At 62.6% G+C, this 19040-nt stretch carries 17 protein-coding genes; 11 read left to right on the top strand and 6 right to left on the bottom strand.

Annotation, left to right across the window (positions count from 1 at the left end):
• The first annotated feature begins 2 nt into the window (after positions 1-2).
• Both PFEN_RS23065 and phnX read left to right on the top strand, forming a co-directional pair.
• Positions 3-1112, top strand: coding sequence for a 2-aminoethylphosphonate--pyruvate transaminase (locus PFEN_RS23065; RefSeq protein ID WP_191488975.1), 1110 nt, complete (start codon positions 3-5; stop codon positions 1110-1112).
• 157 nt (positions 1113-1269) lie between these two features.
• Positions 1270-2100 carry a phosphonoacetaldehyde hydrolase gene (phnX, locus tag PFEN_RS23060; RefSeq protein ID WP_191488974.1) on the top strand — a complete coding sequence of 277 codons (831 nt, stop codon included), beginning with the start codon at positions 1270-1272 and terminating at the stop codon, positions 2098-2100.
• Positions 2101-2140: 40 nt separating this feature from the next.
• Here the strand turns inward: phnX and PFEN_RS23055 are convergent, their stop codons facing one another.
• The gene (locus PFEN_RS23055; protein ID WP_191488973.1) at positions 2141-2701 is read right to left on the bottom strand and encodes an NADPH-dependent FMN reductase; all 561 of its coding nucleotides are present in this window, start codon (positions 2699-2701) and stop codon (positions 2141-2143) included.
• 217 nt (positions 2702-2918) lie between these two features.
• On the opposite strand from PFEN_RS23055, the gene PFEN_RS23050 reads away from it, so the two are divergent.
• On the top strand, positions 2919-3158 hold the full coding sequence (locus tag PFEN_RS23050) for a hypothetical protein (RefSeq protein WP_191488972.1): 240 nt from the start codon (positions 2919-2921) through the stop codon (positions 3156-3158).
• A gap of 100 nt (positions 3159-3258) precedes the next feature.
• Complete coding sequence (locus PFEN_RS23045; RefSeq protein WP_191488971.1) at positions 3259-4149, top strand: LysR family transcriptional regulator; 891 nt, start codon at positions 3259-3261, stop codon at positions 4147-4149.
• Between the two features lie 12 nt (positions 4150-4161).
• Here the strand turns inward: PFEN_RS23045 and PFEN_RS23040 are convergent, their stop codons facing one another.
• From PFEN_RS23040 to PFEN_RS23025, 4 genes are all read right to left on the bottom strand, one after another.
• Complete coding sequence (locus tag PFEN_RS23040) at positions 4162-4734, bottom strand: GNAT family N-acetyltransferase (protein WP_191488970.1); 573 nt, start codon at positions 4732-4734, stop codon at positions 4162-4164.
• Between the two features lie 165 nt (positions 4735-4899).
• Positions 4900-5655, bottom strand: a complete 756-nt coding sequence (dnaQ, locus tag PFEN_RS23035; protein ID WP_191488969.1) for a DNA polymerase III subunit epsilon — start codon at positions 5653-5655, stop codon at positions 4900-4902.
• Positions 5648-6100 (bottom strand): ribonuclease HI, encoded by a 453-nt coding sequence (gene rnhA / locus PFEN_RS23030; protein ID WP_191488968.1) that lies wholly within the window; start codon positions 6098-6100, stop codon positions 5648-5650. Before rnhA ends, dnaQ begins: the two co-directional genes overlap by 8 nt.
• A gap of 93 nt (positions 6101-6193) precedes the next feature.
• The gene (locus tag PFEN_RS23025; RefSeq protein ID WP_191488967.1) at positions 6194-6952 is read right to left on the bottom strand and encodes a class I SAM-dependent methyltransferase; all 759 of its coding nucleotides are present in this window, start codon (positions 6950-6952) and stop codon (positions 6194-6196) included.
• 74 nt (positions 6953-7026) lie between these two features.
• On the opposite strand from PFEN_RS23025, the gene gloB reads away from it, so the two are divergent.
• From gloB to PFEN_RS22990, 7 genes are all read left to right on the top strand, one after another.
• The gene (gene gloB / locus PFEN_RS23020) at positions 7027-7806 is read left to right on the top strand and encodes a hydroxyacylglutathione hydrolase (protein WP_191488966.1); all 780 of its coding nucleotides are present in this window, start codon (positions 7027-7029) and stop codon (positions 7804-7806) included.
• A gap of 99 nt (positions 7807-7905) precedes the next feature.
• Entirely contained in the window at positions 7906-9306 is a 1401-nt protein-coding gene (locus PFEN_RS23015) for a transglycosylase SLT domain-containing protein (protein ID WP_191488965.1), read from the top strand.
• A 177-nt stretch (positions 9307-9483) separates the two neighbouring features.
• On the top strand, positions 9484-11313 hold the full coding sequence (locus PFEN_RS23010) for an extracellular solute-binding protein (RefSeq protein WP_191488964.1): 1830 nt from the start codon (positions 9484-9486) through the stop codon (positions 11311-11313).
• Positions 11310-13154 (top strand): extracellular solute-binding protein, encoded by a 1845-nt coding sequence (locus PFEN_RS23005; RefSeq protein WP_191488963.1) that lies wholly within the window; start codon positions 11310-11312, stop codon positions 13152-13154. The genes PFEN_RS23010 and PFEN_RS23005 overlap by 4 nt, the downstream gene beginning before the upstream one ends.
• Before the next feature lies 1 nt (position 13155).
• The gene (locus tag PFEN_RS23000; RefSeq protein WP_191488962.1) at positions 13156-14229 is read left to right on the top strand and encodes a microcin C ABC transporter permease YejB; all 1074 of its coding nucleotides are present in this window, start codon (positions 13156-13158) and stop codon (positions 14227-14229) included.
• Position 14230: 1 nt separating this feature from the next.
• Positions 14231-15250, top strand: a complete 1020-nt coding sequence (locus tag PFEN_RS22995; protein ID WP_191488961.1) for an ABC transporter permease — start codon at positions 14231-14233, stop codon at positions 15248-15250.
• 1 nt (position 15251) lies between these two features.
• Positions 15252-16865, top strand: a complete 1614-nt coding sequence (locus PFEN_RS22990) for an ABC transporter ATP-binding protein (RefSeq protein WP_191488960.1) — start codon at positions 15252-15254, stop codon at positions 16863-16865.
• Positions 16866-16997: 132 nt separating this feature from the next.
• On the opposite strand, the gene PFEN_RS22985 is transcribed toward PFEN_RS22990, so the two are convergent.
• The gene (locus tag PFEN_RS22985; protein ID WP_191488959.1) at positions 16998-18857 is read right to left on the bottom strand and encodes a SurA N-terminal domain-containing protein; all 1860 of its coding nucleotides are present in this window, start codon (positions 18855-18857) and stop codon (positions 16998-17000) included.
• Positions 18858-19040: the final 183 nt, after the last annotated feature.

Genomic DNA, 19040 nt, shown 5'->3' with positions numbered 1-19040 from the left:
GCATGCGTCCTGCCGCCCCCATCCTGCTCACCCCGGGTCCACTGACCACCTCGGCCCGCACGCGCCAGGCGATGGACCTGGACTGGGGCTCCTGGGATGAGGGATTCAACCAATTGACCGCCAGCCTGCGTGAACAGCTACTGGTGATCGTCAACGGCACCGACAGCCATCACTGCGTGCCCTTGCAAGGCAGCGGCACATTCGCCGTGGAGGCGGCCATCGGCACCCTGGTGCCACGCAACGGCAAAGTGCTGGTGCTGATCAACGGTGCCTATGGCAAACGCCTGGCGCGGATCTGCGAAGTGCTGGGGCGTTCGTTCAGCACCTTCGAGTCCGCCGAGGATGCGCCCACTACCGCCGCCGATGTCGAGCACCTGCTACACGCCGACCCGAGCATCAGCCACGTGGCGCTGGTCCACTGTGAAACCAGCACCGGCATCCTCAATCCGCTGGCGGAGATCGCCGAGGTGGTCGCCCGCCATGGCAAGCGGCTGATCGTCGACGCCATGAGTTCTTTTGGTGCCTTGCCCATCGACGCCCGCCAAGTGCCGTTCGAGGCGCTGATCGCCGCTTCCGGCAAATGCCTGGAAGGCGTGCCCGGGATGGGCTTCGTCTTTGTCCGCAAGGAAGCGCTGGCCGCGGCTGCCGGCAACTCGCATTCGCTGGCCATGGACTTGCACGATCAGCACGCTTACATGGCCAGAACCGGCCAATGGCGTTTCACCCCGCCGACCCATGTGGTCGCGGCGCTGCACGAAGCCCTGTTGCAGTACCACGAGGAAGGTGGCCTGCCCGCCCGTCTCGGGCGCTATGCCGACAACTGCCAGGTCCTGCTGGCGGAAATGGACCGACTGGGCTTGCGCAGCTTCCTGCCGGCGGCGATCCAGGCGCCGATCATCGTCACCTTCCATGCCCCGAATGATCCGCGCTACCGGTTCCAGGCGTTCTATGAGCGGGTCAAGGCCAAGGGTTTCATTCTTTATCCGGGCAAGCTGACCCGGGTCGAAACCTTTCGGGTCGGTTGTATCGGCCAGGTTGGGCGCGGCGACATGCGGGCGGCGGTCGCCGCGATCGCCGCGGCGCTGCGGGAAATGCAAGTGCTGGAGCTCTAGAAACTCAAACCGGACACGCCCCCTGTAGGAGCCAGCTTGCTGGCGATAGCGTTATTCCTGGCAACGGCGATGGCGCTGTCCGATCGCATCGCCAGCAAGCTGGCTCCGACCAATTCGCCTTCCCATTTTTTATTATCGTATTCGAGGCTGACCGTTCATGAACTACCACAACCCCACCCAACTGCAAGCCGCCATCCTCGACTGGGCCGGTACCGTCGTCGATTTCGGCTCGTTCGCGCCGACCCGGATCTTCGTCGAGGCCTTCGCCGAATTCGACGTGCCGATTTCCATCGAAGAAGCCCGCGGCCCCATGGGCATGGGCAAGTGGGACCACATCCGCACCCTGTGCGACCAACCGGCGATCAGCGAGCGCTACCGCCAGGTATTCGGTCGCGCCCCGAGCGATGATGACGTCAGCGCCATTTATGAGCGTTTCATGCCTCTGCAGATCGAAAAGATCGCCGAACACTCGGCGCTGATACCCGGAGCCCTCGAGACCATCGCCACCCTGCGCCAACAAGGACTGAAGATCGGCTCCTGCTCGGGCTATCCGGCCCGGGTCATGGCGACGGTGGTGGCCCTCGCCGCCCGCAACGGCTACGTCGCCGACCACGTGGTCGCCACCGACGAGGTGCCAAACGGGCGCCCCTGGCCGGCCCAGGCGCTGGCCAACGTGATCGCGCTGGGCATCGACGATGTCGCCGCCTGCGTCAAGGTCGATGACACCGTGCCGGGGATCCTCGAAGGCCGCCGGGCTGGCATGTGGACTGTGGCCCTGGTGTGTTCGGGCAATGCGCTGGGGCTGACCCATGAGCAATACCGAGCCCTCGACCGGGCGACCCTGGACGCCGAGCGCCAGCGTATCCAGGGGTTGTTCGCCGGCTCCCGGCCGCACTACCTGATCGACACCCTCACCGACCTGCCGCAGGTGATCGCCGATATCAACCAGCGCCTGGCCAGAGGTGAAATGCCGCAGGGCAACGGCTAGTGCTGGCCTGGCGCAACCAGGGTTTCAGCGACACGTCGGCTCAGGCCTTCTTGAAGCGCTCGACCCATTGCCCATAGGCATCGATAAAGCTTTGCAGGAACGGCCGGACCGACTCCGACAGTTGACCCGCGTCGTCGAAGGCGCCACCCGCGCCGCCCAGATAAGCTTCCGGCTGTTGCATGCATGGCACGTCGAGAAACACCAGCGACTGGCGTAAATGGTGATTGGCGCCAAAACCGCCAATCGCGCCCGGTGAGGCACTGATCACCGCGCCCGGTTTGCCGCCCCAGACACTTTTGCCATAAGGCCGCGAACCGACGTCGATGGCATTTTTCAGCACCCCGGGCACCGAGCGGTTGTACTCCGGGGTGACGAACAGCACCGCGTCGGAGGCCCTGACCTGTTCGCGAAAAGCCGTAAAGGCGGTCGGCGGCACGCCGGCATCGAGGTCTTCGCTGTAAAGTGGCAGATCGCCGATCTCGACGATCGCAAGCTTCAGGTTTGTCGGTGCCAGCCCGGCCAGGGCCAGCGCGACCTTGCGGTTGATCGATTGTTTTCTCAGGCTGCCAACCAGGACAGCGACCGTGTAGACGTTGCTCATGAGAACTCCCGACTATCTAGGCGAAGGAACACTAGTTATAGATGATCAAACGTCATTGCCCCGACGATTTGTTCCCCGTCAGTCCACTGCTTTCCCCCTCTTCGTCGCAGAGCCTGTAGAGTGAGGGGACTATTTTTTCCCCCGCGCAAAACTCCCCCGCCAAACCACGGTCTACTGAACCGCAAATCGGGTGTTCATTTCCAGAGGTTCTAAACAGATGGCCGCAGTACTCGTTGGACAATTTCATGCAAGGGACGCGGAAGGTCGCGTCTATTCCGTGCATGAGTTCCAGGAATCCACGCCTTCAGCCGAAGGCCTGGCCGGCACGGAGCCTGTCACCACCTACAAACTGGCCATTGGCGATCGCGTCAACAAACTCGACGACAATTCCTTCCAACTGGTTCAATCCGGAGTCACGCTCACCCGTGAACCGGAGACCTCGACCGCCGCGTCCTGATCCGCGACAACCGACGCAGGCAGCCACCTGAAGTCATGCGAGCAGACTTGGGTTAGGATCAGTCCACTGACCTCCTCCCGGCTGGACACGGACTTCAAGCATGCGTTTACGCCATATCGAAGTAATCCAGGCCCTCCTGCAGACAGGCAACCTCGGCGCCGCCGCCGAGTTGCTGCAACTGCCCACGGCCACCGTCAGCAGCACGCTGCAAGACGCCGAGCAACAGCTGGGCTTCCTGCTGTTCGCCAGCGTGCGCGGCCGAATGCAGGCAACCCGCGAAACCCGTGAGTTGCAACCCCTGCTCCACCGCCTGTACGCGGAAATGGAACCGCTGCGGCGACTGGCCAGTAGCCTGCGCCAGCACCAGGACCCGGCGTTGCGGGTAGTCTGTACACCAACCCTGGCCCAACAACTGTTGCCCCAGAGCCTGGCGGCCTTGCGCCGACGCTTTCGCGAAACCCCTTGCACCCTCGCCAGCCAGCATACCCGCGAGATCGTCCGCGGCTTGTTGCTCCGGGAGGTCGAACTGGGCCTGAGCCTGCACAACCCCGATCACCCTCAGATTCATGGCCAGGTCCTGGCCGAAGGCAAGTTGCAATTACTGGCGCCGCACGGCTGGCTGCAACCCAGGCAGAAGTACATCGCGCTGCAGGAGCTGGCCGGACAGTCCATGGTCGGCCTGGAGGAGCAGGACACCCTGAGCCTGATGCTCGATGGCAAACTGCAAGCCCTGCGGCCAGCACCACTGGTGCAGACCCGGGTACAGACCTACCAGATGATGCGCAGCATGGTCGAAGCCGGCGAAGGGCTGGCAATTGTCGATCCGTTCACGGCCGTCGGCGCCAGGGCCGGCGGGCTGGATGTCTGCCCACTGTCACCCGCCATCGGCGTTACCCTGTACGCCCTGACGCTAAAGGATCGCGAGCCGAGCGCCGCCTTGAAGGCCCTGCTGGAGATCGTCGGCGAAAAAGCCGTGGCGATGCTGCTCTGAGCCTGTCGCCCGTCAGGGCTGCCCGGCAAACAACAGGTACCAGAAGATCGCCACTTCCGAGGTCTGTGCATCGATCCCGCGATAACGCAGATAATCCAGGCCACCCAGCACATAGCCGCAACGCTCGTACAGGCGGCACGCGCCCAGGTTGTTGTTCTGGGTTTCGAGCATGATCCCCGGCAGGTTCTTCTTGTGGGCCCAGAAGCGCACCACATCCAGTAGCGCCCGGGCTACCCCGTGACGCCGCGCCGAGGCGTCGACCGCCAGCTCATCGACATGGGCGAAGCCGTTCCAGTTGGTGCTGACCACCACATGGCCCACCGCGCGACCGTCCAGATAAGCCATGAAGATCTCGCTGTCCACCGCCGAGCGATAACTGGCGAACTCCTCGGGATCGATGCCGTAGCACTTGCGGTAGGGCGGCACCGGGACCAGTGGCCACTGGTCGACCCGCTTGCCGATTTCAGCCAGGCCGTGGGCCTTGACCTCAAAGCTGAAATCGCTGCCCCAGATGTACTCGGAGAAACCAGCGTCAGCTACACGGACCGATACCTCGGGATACTTCGGGTTCGTGACTAAATGCATTGGGCCAACCATCCTCAAGCCTTGATGTCACGGTGCACAATCAGGAGGGGAAACGTCGAGTTCCAGTCCATGGGCATTCCTGTCCCTGGACGATGAACCTCTGAGCACCGGCTCCTTCAGCTTAGAAGGTCAATCGCCGGTGCACAAAAGATCAACCACGGGCCACTAGTGGCGTTGCGCCTCGGCTTCGGCCAACTGCGTCCAGAGCGCCGGGGCGCCGGCGGACTTGGCGATGGCCTCGAGGCGCGAAAGGTGTGCGGCCAGATCGTTTTCACTGGCGCGAATGATCCGCGCCGGCTGGCGACCGGCCGGCAAGCGGCGAATTTCGCTGGCCTGATTGCCTGAACCCTCACCGGAACCGTTGCCATCGCTGGCGTTGCCGGCCAGGGACAGGCTGGTCTGGCCACCGGTCATGGTCAGGTAGACGTCGGCGAGAATCTCCGAGTCGAGCAAGGCGCCGTGCAGTTCGCGGCCGGAGTTGTCGACGCCATAGCGCTTGCACAGGGCATCGAGGCTGTTGCGCTGCCCCGGGTGACGTTCCCGGGCCATCAGCAGGGTGTCGAGGATGCCGCAGTGCCGGGTGATATCGGCGCGATCCTGCTGGCCCATCAAGGCGAATTCGTTGTTGATGAAGCCCACGTCGAACGCCGCGTTGTGGATGATCAGTTGGGCGCCCTTGATGAATTCGAAGAACTCGTCGGCCACCTCGGCAAAACGCGGCTTGCCCACCAGGAATTCGTTGGTGATGCCGTGCACGCCGATGGCGCCTTCGTCACTTTCACGATCCGGTTGCAGGTACACATGGAAATGCCGGCCGGTAAGGCGGCGGCCCATCAGCTCGACACAACCGATCTCGATGATCCGGTGGCCGTCGGTGACCGGCATGCCGGTGGTTTCGGTATCGAGCACCACGCTACGCATGTTTGATCCCTCGTACTTCATCCACGCCACGGTTGGCCAGTTGGTCGGCGCGCTCGTTGCCGTGATGGCCGATATGCCCGCGCACCCACTTCCACTTCACCGTGTGACGACTGACCTGCTCGTCGAGCAGTTGCCACAGGTCGGCGTTTTTCACCGGTTCCTTGGCTGCGGTCTTCCAACCGCGTTTCTTCCAGTTGACCATCCACTCGGTGATGCCTTTCATCACATACTGCGAGTCGGTCACCAGCAACACCTCGCAGGGACGCTTGAGTTCTTCGAGGCCGCGAATCGCCCCCATCAGTTCCATGCGGTTGTTGGTGGTGTTGGTTTCGCCGCCCCAGAGTTCTTTCTCGACGCCCTTGCAGACCAGCAAGGCACCCCAGCCCCCCGGGCCGGGATTGCCCTTGCAGGCACCGTCGGTGAAGAGTTCAACGCTATCGCTCATTACAACCTTTCCATCGAAAATGACCCCGTGGCGCGCCGGTAACTGACCGACGTATCCCGGGCCGAGCCAGCTCGACCCTCCAGGAAAAAATGGTTACTGCTCGCTTTGCCGCCGGTTGACCTTGGCCATCGGCAGTGGCACCAGCTTGCCGACCGGTTCACGGCGCACCTGGCGCACGGGCCGCAAGCCGACCACGATCTTGCGCGCCACCAATAGATAGAAGCCGCCACCCGACAGCTGCCAGCCGCCGGCAACCCGTTCCCAGCCCGCCAATCGCGCTTGCCAGGCGGTTGACGCCAGCGGCGGACGATAGCACCCGAAGCGGCGTTTCTCCAGCGCAAAGCCCAGCAGGTTGAGCCAGTCGGCCACTCGCGAGGGAGAAATGCAACGGGCCTTGCGCAGCGCATCATGGGCGAATACATGTCGCAGCCCCCAGGCACTCCAGGGGTTGATGCCGAGGATCAGCAAGTGCCCGCCGGGACGCACGGCGGCGGCGGCCTCGCGCAGCAGGCCGTGGGGCGACAGGCAGAAATCCAGGCCGTGCTGCAGCACCACCACATCGGCGGCATGCTCGCTCAGCGGCCAGGCCTGCTCCTCACAAACGATTTCCACCCCCGGCAACGGCGCCCCGAGACGCACGTTGCGGCGCACCTGCTCGGCCTGCGGAGGGTTCTCGGCCGACGGGCCGTAGTGCACCAGGTAGCCGCCGAAATAGCGCCCCAGCTCGTCCTCGAGCATGCGCCGCTCCTCGTCGAGCAGCAGTTGCCCCAGGGGGCCGGACAACCAGTCGCGGGCCGCGCTGATCAGTGCCAGCCAGTCAGGATCAGCCTGAGCGAACGCTTTATCGGTCATTGCCTTCTCCAACTCGCCACAAGTACTTCACAAGCACTAAGATGCGCCATTGTTTTGCGCTTGGGAATTGCACCATGATACAGATCGACGCGCTGCCCGCCTTCACCGACAACTACATCTGGTTGTTACAGGATACCGCCCGACGCCGTTGCGCCGTGGTCGACCCGGGCGATGCCGCGCCGGTACTGGCCTGGCTGGAACAGCATCCGGGTTGGCAGCTCGCCGACATTCTGGTCACCCATCACCATCACGATCATGTCGGCGGTGTCGAACGCCTGAAGCAGGCCAGTGGTGCCCGCGTACTGGGTCCGGCGAGCGAAAACATCCCGGCTCGCGACCTGGCGCTGAATGACAACGACAGCGTCACGGTCCTCGACCTCGACTTCCAGGTGTTCGCCGTGCCCGGCCATACCCTGGGGCACATCGCCTTCTACCATGAGGATGACAGCCGCCCGCTGCTGTTCTGCGGCGATACGTTGTTCGCCGCCGGTTGCGGCCGCCTGTTCGAAGGCACGCCACGGCAGATGCACTACTCCCTGAGCCGGCTGGCGACACTGCCGGCGGCAACCGCCGTCTACTGCACCCATGAGTACACCCTGAGCAACCTGCGTTTCGCCCAGGCGGTCGAACCGCACAACCCGGACATTGCCGAACGCCTGGAGCAGGTCAGTCAGTGGCGGGCCGAGGGGCGCATCAGCCTGCCGTCGAACCTGGCCCTGGAACTGCGGACCAACCCGTTCCTGCGGGTCGAAGAAACATCTGTTAAAGAAAAAGCAGACGAACGGAGCGGCCTCGACAACACCTCGCCGAGTGAGGTTTTTGCGGCCCTGCGTCGTTGGAAAGACAGCTTTTGAATACAGTCGCGGTCGGCGCTGAAAATCTGAATGGTTGACCGCACCCCGAGCGCTTTCTAGAATCGCCCGACATTTTCGCCCGGAACTCACTTCCAGCCAATGTCGTCATCCAACCGTAAATCCATCAATTCAGACGCATTGACGCGATTAGCTCAAGCTATCGCCGTGGCTGTGTCCGCTACCCTGGCGGGCTGTTCAGGCTTTCATCACCCTTCGGACAGCAGCACCGAACCGGCCCCGAATCTCAGCACCCGGATCAAGCAGAAACCGATCTGGCTCAGCGAAAAGTCCAAGCCCCCTCAGGACGTCTGGGAGCGCATGCGCCAGGGTTTCCAGTTACAGGATGGCCTGGGCGTGAACCCGCGCATCGAACAACAGCGCCTGTGGTTCGCCAGTAATCCCTCGTTCCTGGAAAACGCCAGCGAGCGCGGCAGTCTCTATATTCATTACATCGTCGAGCGCCTGGAAGAGCGCAACATGCCGCTGGAATTGGCGCTGTTGCCGGTGATCGAGAGCGCCTACAACCCGATGGCCTATTCGCGCGCCGATGCCGTGGGCCTCTGGCAGTTCATTCCGTCCACCGGACGCTCTTTCAACCTGCGCCAGGACCGCTTCTACGACGGGCGCAAGGACATCACCGCATCAACCCTCGCGGCCATGAACTACCTGACCCGCCTGCACGACATGTTCAATGGCGACTGGCTGTTGGCGCTGGCGGCCTACAATGCCGGCGAAGGCACGGTCAGCCGGGCCATCGAGCGTAATGAAAAGCTCGGCCTGCCCACCGACTACTGGAACCTGCCACTGCCGCAGGAAACCCGCGACTACGTGCCCAAGCTGCTGGCCCTGTCCCAGGTGGTCCTGGCGCCCGAAGCCTACGGCGTGAACCTGAACCCCATCGCCAACGAACCGTATTTCGCCACCGTCGAAGTCAACCAGCCCATGGACCTGAGCCGGGTCGCGGCGCTGGCCGAGATCGACGAAGACGAGATGATCCAACTCAATCCGGCCTTCAAGCAGAAAGCCACGATGGACGGCCCGCAGCACCTGCTGGTACCCAGCTCCAAGGCGCAACTGCTGACCGCCAGCCTGTCACGGATGAAACCCGAGGAACTGATCAGCCTGCGACCGAAGAAGCCGGTATTCGAGCCCATTGCCGGCGACTCGCCTACACGCCTGACCCGCCGCTACAAGGTGAGGACTGGCGACAACCTGATCTCGATCGCCAAGGCCAACCGGGTCGACGTCAAGGACCTGCAGCGCTGGAACAAGCTCTCGGGACACCATCTCAAGGTCGGCCAGACCCTGGTCGTGCAGGACAACGCCCGGGCCGTGGCCAGCAAGAAGGCGACAACCACCTACAAGGTGCAGAAAGGCGACTCGCTGTATATCGTCGCCAAGCGTTTCAACGTCGAGATGCAGCACCTCAAGCGCCTCAACCCACGCACCGGCCAGGCGCTCAAGCCGGGACAGATCCTCACGGTCGCCCAGCCCCGCTGAAAACCCGTAACCTCAAAAACACCACTCCCCTGTAGGAGCAGCGTCGCCTGCAAGCCCACATTTCCAACCTGTCCAACCTGGCATTCGCGCCTATTCGGGCAAGCCTTTTTCCACCCGATACAAGCTGTTAAGGTACTGGCCCATAGCCCAAGCCGCCTGGATCGGATCTCTGCCTTGATGCGTCCCCTCCTTCTGCTGTTCATCAGCCTGGCCTTGAGCTCTCCCGCAAGCGCGACGATCAGCGAAAGCCACGGTTATGCGCAATTCGGCACGCTCAAGTACCCCGCCAGGTTCACCCACTTCGACTGGGTCAACCCCGACGCGCCCAAAGGTGGCACCTTGCGGGTGATGGCGTTCGGCACCTTCGACACCCTCAATCCCTACACCTTCAAGGGCACCAGCCCGGTGACCACGCCGAATTTCCTGCAGTACGGCGTCAACGAGCTCAACGCCACCCTGATGGCCGGCACCGGCCAATATGCGCCCTCGGGGGATGAACCGAACGCCAGCTACGGCCTGATCGCCCAATCGGTGGAGTACAGCGAGGACCGCAGTTGGGTCGTGTTCAACTTGCGTCCCGAGGCGCGCTTCCATGACGGCACGCCGATCACCGCCTTTGATGTGGCCTTTTCCTACCGTCTGCTGCTCAAGGAAGGCCATCCGCAATACCGCACCAGCCTGCAAGAGGTGTCGCGGGTCGACATCCTCACGCCCCAGCGGATCCGCTTCGTCTTCAAGCGCTCGGGCAACCCACTGCTGATCCTGCGCCTGGGTGAACTGCCGGTGCTCGCGCAACACTATTGGCAAGGTCGCGACTTCACCGCCACCACTTTCGAACCGCCACTGGGCAGCGGCCCCTATCGCATCACCCGGGTGCAGCCAGGCCGTCAGTTGGTCTTTGAACGCGTCAGGAACTGGTGGGGTGAAAACCTGCCGGTCAATCGTGGCAAATACAATTTCGACCGCGTCGAAGTGGAGTTCTATCGCGATAGTGACGTCGCTTTCGAGGCGTTCAAGGCCGGCGAGTTCGATATCTATATCGAACACCAGGCCAAGAACTGGGCCAACGGCTACAGCTTTCCCGCCGTGGATCGGGGCGAGGTGATCAAGGCCCGGATCGCCCACCGGATTCCGACCCAGACCCAGGGCCTGTTCATGAACAGCCGCCGCGCTGGCTTTGCCCAGGAGCAAGTGCGCGAAGCCCTGGGCCTGATGTTCGACTTCGAATGGACCAATCGCACACTGTTCGGCGGCGCCTACCAGCGGGCCATGAGTTTCTATCCCAACAGCGAGTTTTCCGCCACGGGCGTTCCGGCCGGGCAGGAATGGCTGCTGCTCGCGCCGTACCGCGAACAACTGCCCGCCCGGCTGTTCAGCGAACCGTTCAGTCTGCCGCGGACCGACGGTCGTGGCATCCCCCGCGAGACCCTGCGCCGCGCGCTCGCCCTGCTCGACTCGGCCGGCTGGAAGCTGGACGGCCAACGCCTGCTGAACAAGAACGGACAGCCCCTGCGCTTTGAAATACTGCTGGTCAATCCGAACCTGGAACGGATCCTCCAGCCCTACGTCGAAAACCTCGCGAGCATAGGTGTAGACGCCCGCTTGCGAACAGTGGATCGTGCCCAGTACAAACAACGCCTCGACCAGTTCGATTTCGACATGATTCTGATGACCCTGGACCAGACCCTGAGCCCGGGACTCGAGCAGTGGCAGTACTTTCACTCAAGCCAGGCCAACGTCAAGGGCAGCAAGAACTATGCAGGTGTCGCCAGCCCGGTGGTCGACCACCTGCTCGACGCCCTGCTGGCGGCCCGCAGCCGCGACGAGCAACTGGCCGCCGGTCGCGCCCTGGACCGGGTCCTGCTCTGGCAGCACATCATGATTCCCAACTGGTACCTTGATTATCATCGCCTGGCCTACCGCAACCGGTTCGCCTTCGTCACCACGCCGCCGTACACCCTGGGCCTGAGTGCCTGGTGGATGAAAGCTTCGGAGAAAGCCCAATGAGGTTTCCACGCGTCCTGTTCCTGCCCGCCAGCGGCCTGCTGTTCAGCGCCCTGGCCGGCGTCGCCGTCGCCGCCCCGCAACATGCCTTGACGCTCTACAACGAGCCGCCGAAATACCCGGCCAATTTCCAGCATCTCGACTTCGTCAATCCCGACGCGCCCAAGGGCGGCACCTTCCGCCAGTCGGCCATGGGCGGCTTCGACAGCCTCAACCCCTTCATCACCAAGGGCGTGCCAGCCGACGGTCTGGACCTGATCTACGATACATTGCTGCGCCATGGTCTGGACGAGCCCTTCAGCGAATACGGCCTGGTGGCCGAGAAAATCGAAAGGGCCCCGGACAACAGCTGGGTGCGCTTTTACCTGCGCCCCGAGGCGCGCTTCCATGACGGCCACCCGATGCGCGCCGAAGACGTCGTATTCAGCTTCCAGACCCTGATGAAGGATGGCGCGCCGCTGTACCGGACCTACTACGCCGACATCGACGAGGCTATCGCCGAGGATCCGCTGCGGGTGCTGTTCAAGTTCAAGCGCACCAGCAACCGTGAACTGCCGTTGATCCTCGGCCAATTGCCGGTGCTGCCCAAGCACTGGTGGGCCAGTCGTGACTTCAACAAGGGCAACCTGGAGTTCCCCCTCGGCAGCGGACCGTACAAACTGGCCGAGGTCAGAGCCGGACGCTCGGTACGCTATGAGCGGGTCAAGGACTACTGGGCCAAGGACCTGCCGATCAACCGTGGGTTCTACAACTTCGACGCCATGGTCATGGACTACTACCGTGACGGCACCGTGGCCCTGGAAGCCCTCAAGGCCGGGCAGTTCGATTATTGGTTGGAGAACAGCGCGAAGAACTGGGCCAATGCCTACAACACCCCGGCGGTCGCACAGGGTCGACTGATCAAGGAGCAGATCCCCAATCGCAACCCGACGGGCATGCAAGGCTTTATCTACAACCTGCGCAAGCCGATGTTCCAGGACATCCGCGTGCGCGAAGCCCTGAGCCTGCTGTTCGACTTCGAGTGGACCAACAAGCAGCTGTTCAATGGCGCCTATCACCGTACCCGCAGTTATTTCGAAAACTCCGAAATGGCCGCCACCGGCCTGCCGGACGCCGCGCAGCTGGCAATCCTCGAACCCCTGCGCGGACGAATTCCCGAGCAAGTCTTCAGCCAGGCCTTCGAACCCTCGGTGTGCGACGCCAGCGGCATGATTCGCCCACAACAACGCCGTGCCTACCAGCTGTTGCAGGAGGCCGGCTGGCGCATCGTCGACGACAAGATGGTCGACCCCCAGGGCAAGCCGGTGAGCATCGAGTTCCTCCTGGCCCAAACTGATTTCGAACGAGTGCTGTTGCCGTTCAAGCGCAACCTCGCGGACCTGGGCATCGACCTGGTGATTCGCCGGGTCGATGTCTCCCAGTACATCAACCGCCTGCGCTCGCGGGACTTCGACATGGTCGTCGGCAGCTTCCCGCAGTCCAATTCACCGGGCAACGAGCAACGCGAGTTCTGGAAGTCCTCCAGCGCCGACAAGCCCGGCAGCCGCAACCTGATGGGCCTCAAGGACCCGGCGGTGGATGAACTGGTGGAAGCGCTGATCGATTCCGACTCCCGGCAGAGCCTGGTGGAACACGCCCGCGCCCTGGACCGGGTGCTGCAATGGGGCTACTACGTGATTCCCAACTGGCACATCAAGACCTGGCGCGTGGCCTACTGGGACCATATCGGCCACCCGAAACTCTCACCAGCCTACGATATCGGCGTCAACACCTGGTGGATCAAGCCGGACGCCAAGCCGGCGGTATCGGCGCAAACCGACAGCACGCGCGCGGAGCAAGAATAAGATGCTGGCCTATATTTTTCGCCGACTGCTGCTGATCATCCCGACCCTGTTCGGCATCCTGCTGATCAACTTCGTGATCATCCAGGCCGCGCCCGGCGGCCCGGTGGAGCAGATGATCGCCAAGATCGAGGGTTTCGAAGGCGCTACCAGCCGGATCGCCGGCGGCGGTGCCGAAGTCTCGGTGGCCGGTTCCAGCTATCGCGGCGCCCAGGGTCTGGACCCGGCCCTGATCAAGGAGATCGAGCACATGTACGGTTTCGACAAACCGGCGCCGGAACGTCTGTGGATCATGATCAAGAACTACGCGACCCTGGACTTCGGCGACAGCTTCTTTCGCGATGCCAAGGTCGTCGATCTGATCAAGGAAAAAATGCCGGTGTCGATTTCCCTCGGGCTCTGGAGCACCCTGATCATGTACCTGGTCTCCATCCCCCTGGGCATCGCCAAGGCCACCCGCCACGGCAGTCATTTCGATGTCTGGACCAGCTCGGCGATCATCATCGGCTATGCGATTCCGGCGTTCCTGTTCGCGATCCTGCTGATCGTGGTGTTTGCCGGTGGCAGCTACCTGAACTGGTTCCCCTTGCGCGGCCTGACCTCGAACAATTTCGAGCAGTTGAGCCTCGGCGGCAAGGTCCTCGACTACTTCTGGCACCTGGCGCTGCCGGTCACCGCCCTGGTCATCGGCAACTTTGCCACCATGACCCTGCTGACCAAGAACAGCTTTCTCGATGAAATCAACAAGCAGTATGTGATCACCGCCAAGGCCAAGGGCCTGACGCAGCACCGCGTGCTCTACGGCCACGTATTCCGCAATGCGATGCTGCTGGTCATCGCCGGCTTTCCCTCGGCCTTCATCGGTATCTTCTTCACCGGCTCCCTGCTGGTGGAAGTGATCTTCTCCCTCGACGGCCTGGGCCTGATGAGTTTCGAAGCAGCGATCAATCGCGATTACCCGATCGTCTTCGGCACCCTGTTCATCTTCACCCTGCTGGGGCTGGTGGTGAAACTGATCGGCGACATCACCTACACCCTGGTCGATCCACGGATCGACTTCGAACATCGGGAGCATTGAGATGCAGTTATCCCCCCTCAATCGCCGACGTTTCGCGCGCTTCAAGGCCAACAAGCGCGGCTGGTGGTCGCTGTGGCTATTCCTGGTGCTGTTCGTCCTGAGCCTGGGTGCCGAACTGATCGCCAACGACAAGCCGCTGCTCGTGCACTACGACGGCGGCTGGTATTTCCCGGCCCTCAAGCGTTATCCGGAAACCACCTTCGGTGGCGAATTTCCGCTGGAAGCCAACTACAAGAGCCCCTACATCCGTGAACTGCTCAAGGCCAAGGACGCCTGGACCCTGTGGGCGCCGATTCCATTCAGCTATCAAAGCATCAACTACGACTTGCGTGTCCCGGCCCCGGCGCCGCCGTCGATGGTCAATCTGCTCGGCACCGACGACCAGGGTCGCGACGTGCTCGCCCGGGTGATCTACGGCTTCCGCATCTCGGTGCTGTTCGCCCTGACCCTCACCGTGCTCAGCTCCATCATCGGGGTTATCGCCGGCGCATTGCAGGGCTTCTATGGCGGCTGGGTCGACTTGGCCGGCCAGCGCTTCCTGGAGATCTGGTCCGGACTGCCGGTGCTCTATCTGCTGATCATCCTCGCCAGCTTCGTCCAGCCGAACTTCTGGTGGCTGCTGGGGATCATGCTGCTGTTTTCCTGGATGAGCCTGGTGGATGTGGTGCGCGCCGAGTTCCTCCGTGGGCGCAACCTGGAATATGTGCGCGCGGCCCGGGCCCTGGGCATGCAGAACGGCGCGATCATGTTCCGCCATATCCTGCCCAACGCCATGGTCTCGACCATGACCTTCATGCCGTTCATCCTCACCGGCGCCATCGGCACCCTGACCGCCCTGGACTTCCTCGGCTTCGGCCTGCCGGCGGGCTCGCCGTCCCTGGGCGAACTGGTGGCCCAGGGCAAATCCAACCTGCAGGCGCCCTGGCTGGGCATGAGCGCGTTCGCCGTGCTGGCCTTGATGCTCAGCCTGCTGGTGTTTATCGGCGAGTCCGCTCGCGATGCCTTCGACCCGAGGAAGTAAGATGAATCAGGACAATCTGATCGAAGTGCGCGACCTCGCGGTGGAATTCGTGGTCGGCGAGCAACGCCAGCGGGTGGTGGAAAACGTCAGCTTCGATATCCGCCGTGGCGAAACCCTGGCCCTGGTCGGCGAAAGCGGTTCGGGCAAATCGGTCACCGCGCACTCGATCCTGCGCCTGCTGCCCTACCCGCTGGCCCATCACCCCAGCGGGACGATCCAGTATTCCGGGCAGGACCTGCTGACCCTCAACGAGAAGACCATTCGCCACATCCGCGGCAACCGCATCGCGATGATCTTCCAGGAGCCGATGACCTCGCTGAACCCGCTGCACTCCATCGAAAAGCAGATCAACGAAGTGCTTGGCATCCACAAGGGCCTGACCGGCAAGGTCGCTACGCGGCGCACCCTGGAGCTGCTGGAGCTGGTAGGCATCGCCGAGCCGCACAAGCGCCTCAAGGCCCTCCCCCACGAGCTCTCGGGCGGCCAGCGCCAACGCGTGATGATCGCCATGGCCCTGGCCAACGAACCGGAACTGCTGATCGCCGACGAACCGACTACCGCCCTGGATGTGACGGTGCAACTGAAAATCCTCGAATTGCTCAAGGAGTTGCAGGCACGCCTGGGCATGGCCCTGCTGCTGATCAGCCACGACCTCAACCTGGTCAGCCGGATCGCCCACCGCGTGTGCGTCATGCAGCGCGGTCGGATCGTCGAACAGGCCGACTGCGAAGCCCTGTTCCGGGCCCCGCAACACCCCTACACCTGCGAACTGCTCAGCGCCGAACCGCGTGGCGAACCGGCCCTCACCAAGGTCGGTGAGCCGCTGCTGGAGGTCGACGACCTCAAGGTCTGGTTCCCGATCAAGAAAGGCCTGCTGCGCAGCACCGTGGACCACGTGAAGGCCGTGGACGGCATCCACTTCAGCCTGCCCCGGGGTCAGACCCTGGGTATTGTCGGCGAAAGCGGTTCCGGCAAATCCACCCTCGGGCTGGCGATCCTGCGACTGATCGGCAGCCAGGGCGATATCCGTTTCGAAGGCCAATCGTTGAGCTGCCTGTCCCAGCAACAGGTACGGCCGCTGCGCCGGGAAATGCAGGTGGTGTTCCAGGACCCGTTCGGCAGCCTCAGCCCGCGCATGTGCATCAGCCAGATTGTCGGCGAAGGTCTGCGCATCCATAAGATCGGCAACGAGCAGGAGCAGGAAGCCGCGATCATCGCGGCCCTGAAGGAGGTCGGCCTGGACCCGGAGAGCCGCAACCGCTACCCCCACGAGTTCTCCGGCGGACAACGCCAGCGCATCGCCATCGCCCGCGCGCTGGTGCTCAAGCCAGCGCTGATCCTGCTTGACGAGCCGACTTCGGCCCTCGACCGCACGGTGCAGCGCCAGGTCGTCGAATTGCTGCGCTCGCTGCAGATCAAGTACAACCTGACCTATCTGTTCATCAGCCACGATCTGGCAGTGGTCAAGGCGCTGAGTCACCAACTGATGGTGGTCAAGCATGGCAAGGCCGTCGAGCAAGGTGATGCCAGGGAGATCTTTGCCGCGCCGCAACACCCCTATACAAAACAGTTGCTGGAGGCGGCATTCCTCGTCCCCGAGACGGATCCCCTGTAGCGGACTTTCACCTCCAAGTCATCCGACTCGCCAGCACGGTCGACCGAACAGCAGCATGCCTGGCGCACCATAAAAAAAGACCGCTCAATGAGCGGTCTTTTTTTATGGTGCGGGCTGACTGAATCAACCGCTTCAGAAGCGCTTGATGTCCGCCTGGCTTTCCAACTGCTTGCGGTACGCCGCGAAGTCCTGCTGACCGGCACGGGACGCGAGGAAGCGACGATAGGACGCCTTCTCTTCTTCGCTGGGTGCCGCGCCCTCGTTCACGCCGTTCAAGCGCACGAGCACCAGGCTACCATCGGCCAGGGTCACGGTGCTGAAGGTCGGCTTGTCCTTGGCTTCAGGCTTGGGCATGCGGAACAGTGCTTGCAGCACCGCCGGATCGATACCTTCCTGGCCACGGGTGACGGCTTCCTGGGTTTTCCAGGTCTGGCCGGCCGGCAGCGCCTTGCCTTCACGCAGGTTGGCGATCAGTTGCTCAGCCTTGACCTTGGCCGCGGCCGTGGCGTGCTCCTTGGTCAATTGCTTGCGAATCGCCGCATCCACGCTGGCCAACGGCAACTGCTCAGGCTTGTGGTGTTCCTTGGCACGCAACACGATCACGGTATCCGGATCCAGCTCGATGGCGCTGCTGTTGGCACCTTCATCCAGCACTTCCGGACTGAATGCCGCGGTCACCACGGCACGGTTCGCCGCTACACCTTCACCGCCTTCACGACCGAACGGCGCGGAGGTATGCACCTTCAGGTTCAGGTCCTGGGCCGGCTGGGCCAGGTCGGAGGCTTCGAACGAAGCGTCCTCGAGCTGCTTGCTCGCCTCGACGAAACGCTGCTCCACCTGCTGGGTTTTCAGCTCGCGGGTCAGCTTGTCCTTCAGGCTGGCGAAGCTCGGCACCTGTGGTGCCTCGACGCCCAACAGCTTGATCAGGTGATAACCGAACTCGCTGCGCACCGGACCCGACACCTGGTCCTTGGTCAAGGCATACAGCGCCTTTTCAAAGGCCGGATCATAAACACCGGGACCGGCGAAGCCGAGGTCGCCGCCATGGCTGGCCGAGCCTGGATCCTGGGAGAGCTCCTTCGCCAGGACATCGAAATGCTCACCCTTGGCCAGACGCTGCTGGATCTCTTCGATCTTCGCCTTGGCCTGGGCGTCGCTCACCTTGTCATTCACTTCAATCAGAATGTGCGCCGCCCGCCGCTGCTCGGCGAGATTCGCGGTTTCTTTCTGATACAGCGCCTGCAGGTCTTCATCCTTGACGCTGACCTGATCGAAGAACGAGGACTTCTTCAGCTCCAGGTAATCGATAACCACCTGGTCCGGCGTCATGAACTCCTTGGCGTGCTTGTCGTAGTGCGCCTTGACCTCGTCATCGGTCAGCTTGACCGCCGATGGATCGATCGAGACATTCAGCGAGGCGAAATCACGGGTCTGTTTTTCCAGACGGGCAAAGGCCAGCACCTGGGCATCAGTGACGAAACCGCTACCCGCCAGACCGGCACGGATCTGGCCGATCAGCATTTCCTGGGCCAGCATCTGGCGGAATTGCAGGCGACCGTAGCCCAGTTGGCGAATCACCTGGTCGAAACGATCGGAGCTGAACTTGCCGTCCACCTGGAACTCAGGGGTTTGCAGGATAACCTGGTCCAGAGCGCCCTCGGAGAAGGCAAACTTCGACTTCTCGGCCCCCTGAAGCAGCAGCTTGCGGTCGATCAGCCCCTTGAGGGCGGATTCGCGCAGCATTTTCTCATCCAGCAACGAGGCGTCGAAATCCTTGCCCAACTGTTGCATGAGTTGACGACGTTGCATGTCGACCGCCTGGCTCAGCTCGGTCTGGGTGATCTCGTCACCGTTGACCTTTGCCGCATCCTGGCTGGTGGAGGTAGCCCTGAAAATGGCATCGAAACCGGTCAGCGCCATCAATGCGACGATGACTCCGATGATGGTCTTGGCAATCCAGCCTTGTGAATTGTCCCTGATATTTTGCAGCATGCGTCCCCCAGAAACGGTTGAACTTCAATGTGGGCAACCGTGGAGCGTGGGTAGAATCCGGATAGAAGAAAGGCGCATCCGAGGATGCGCCTTCTCGTAACTGGCGGAGCGGATGAGGGCTCGAATACGCGTCCCTCGGCGTGTCAGACCGGCCCAGTGAAAGGACCATGGCCGACCGCTTCA

It is taken from the genome of Pseudomonas sp. FEN, from assembly GCF_904067045.1.
GTDB lineage: Bacteria > Pseudomonadota > Gammaproteobacteria > Pseudomonadales > Pseudomonadaceae > Aquipseudomonas.
This window is presented reverse-complemented; position numbering and strand designations above follow the sequence as displayed.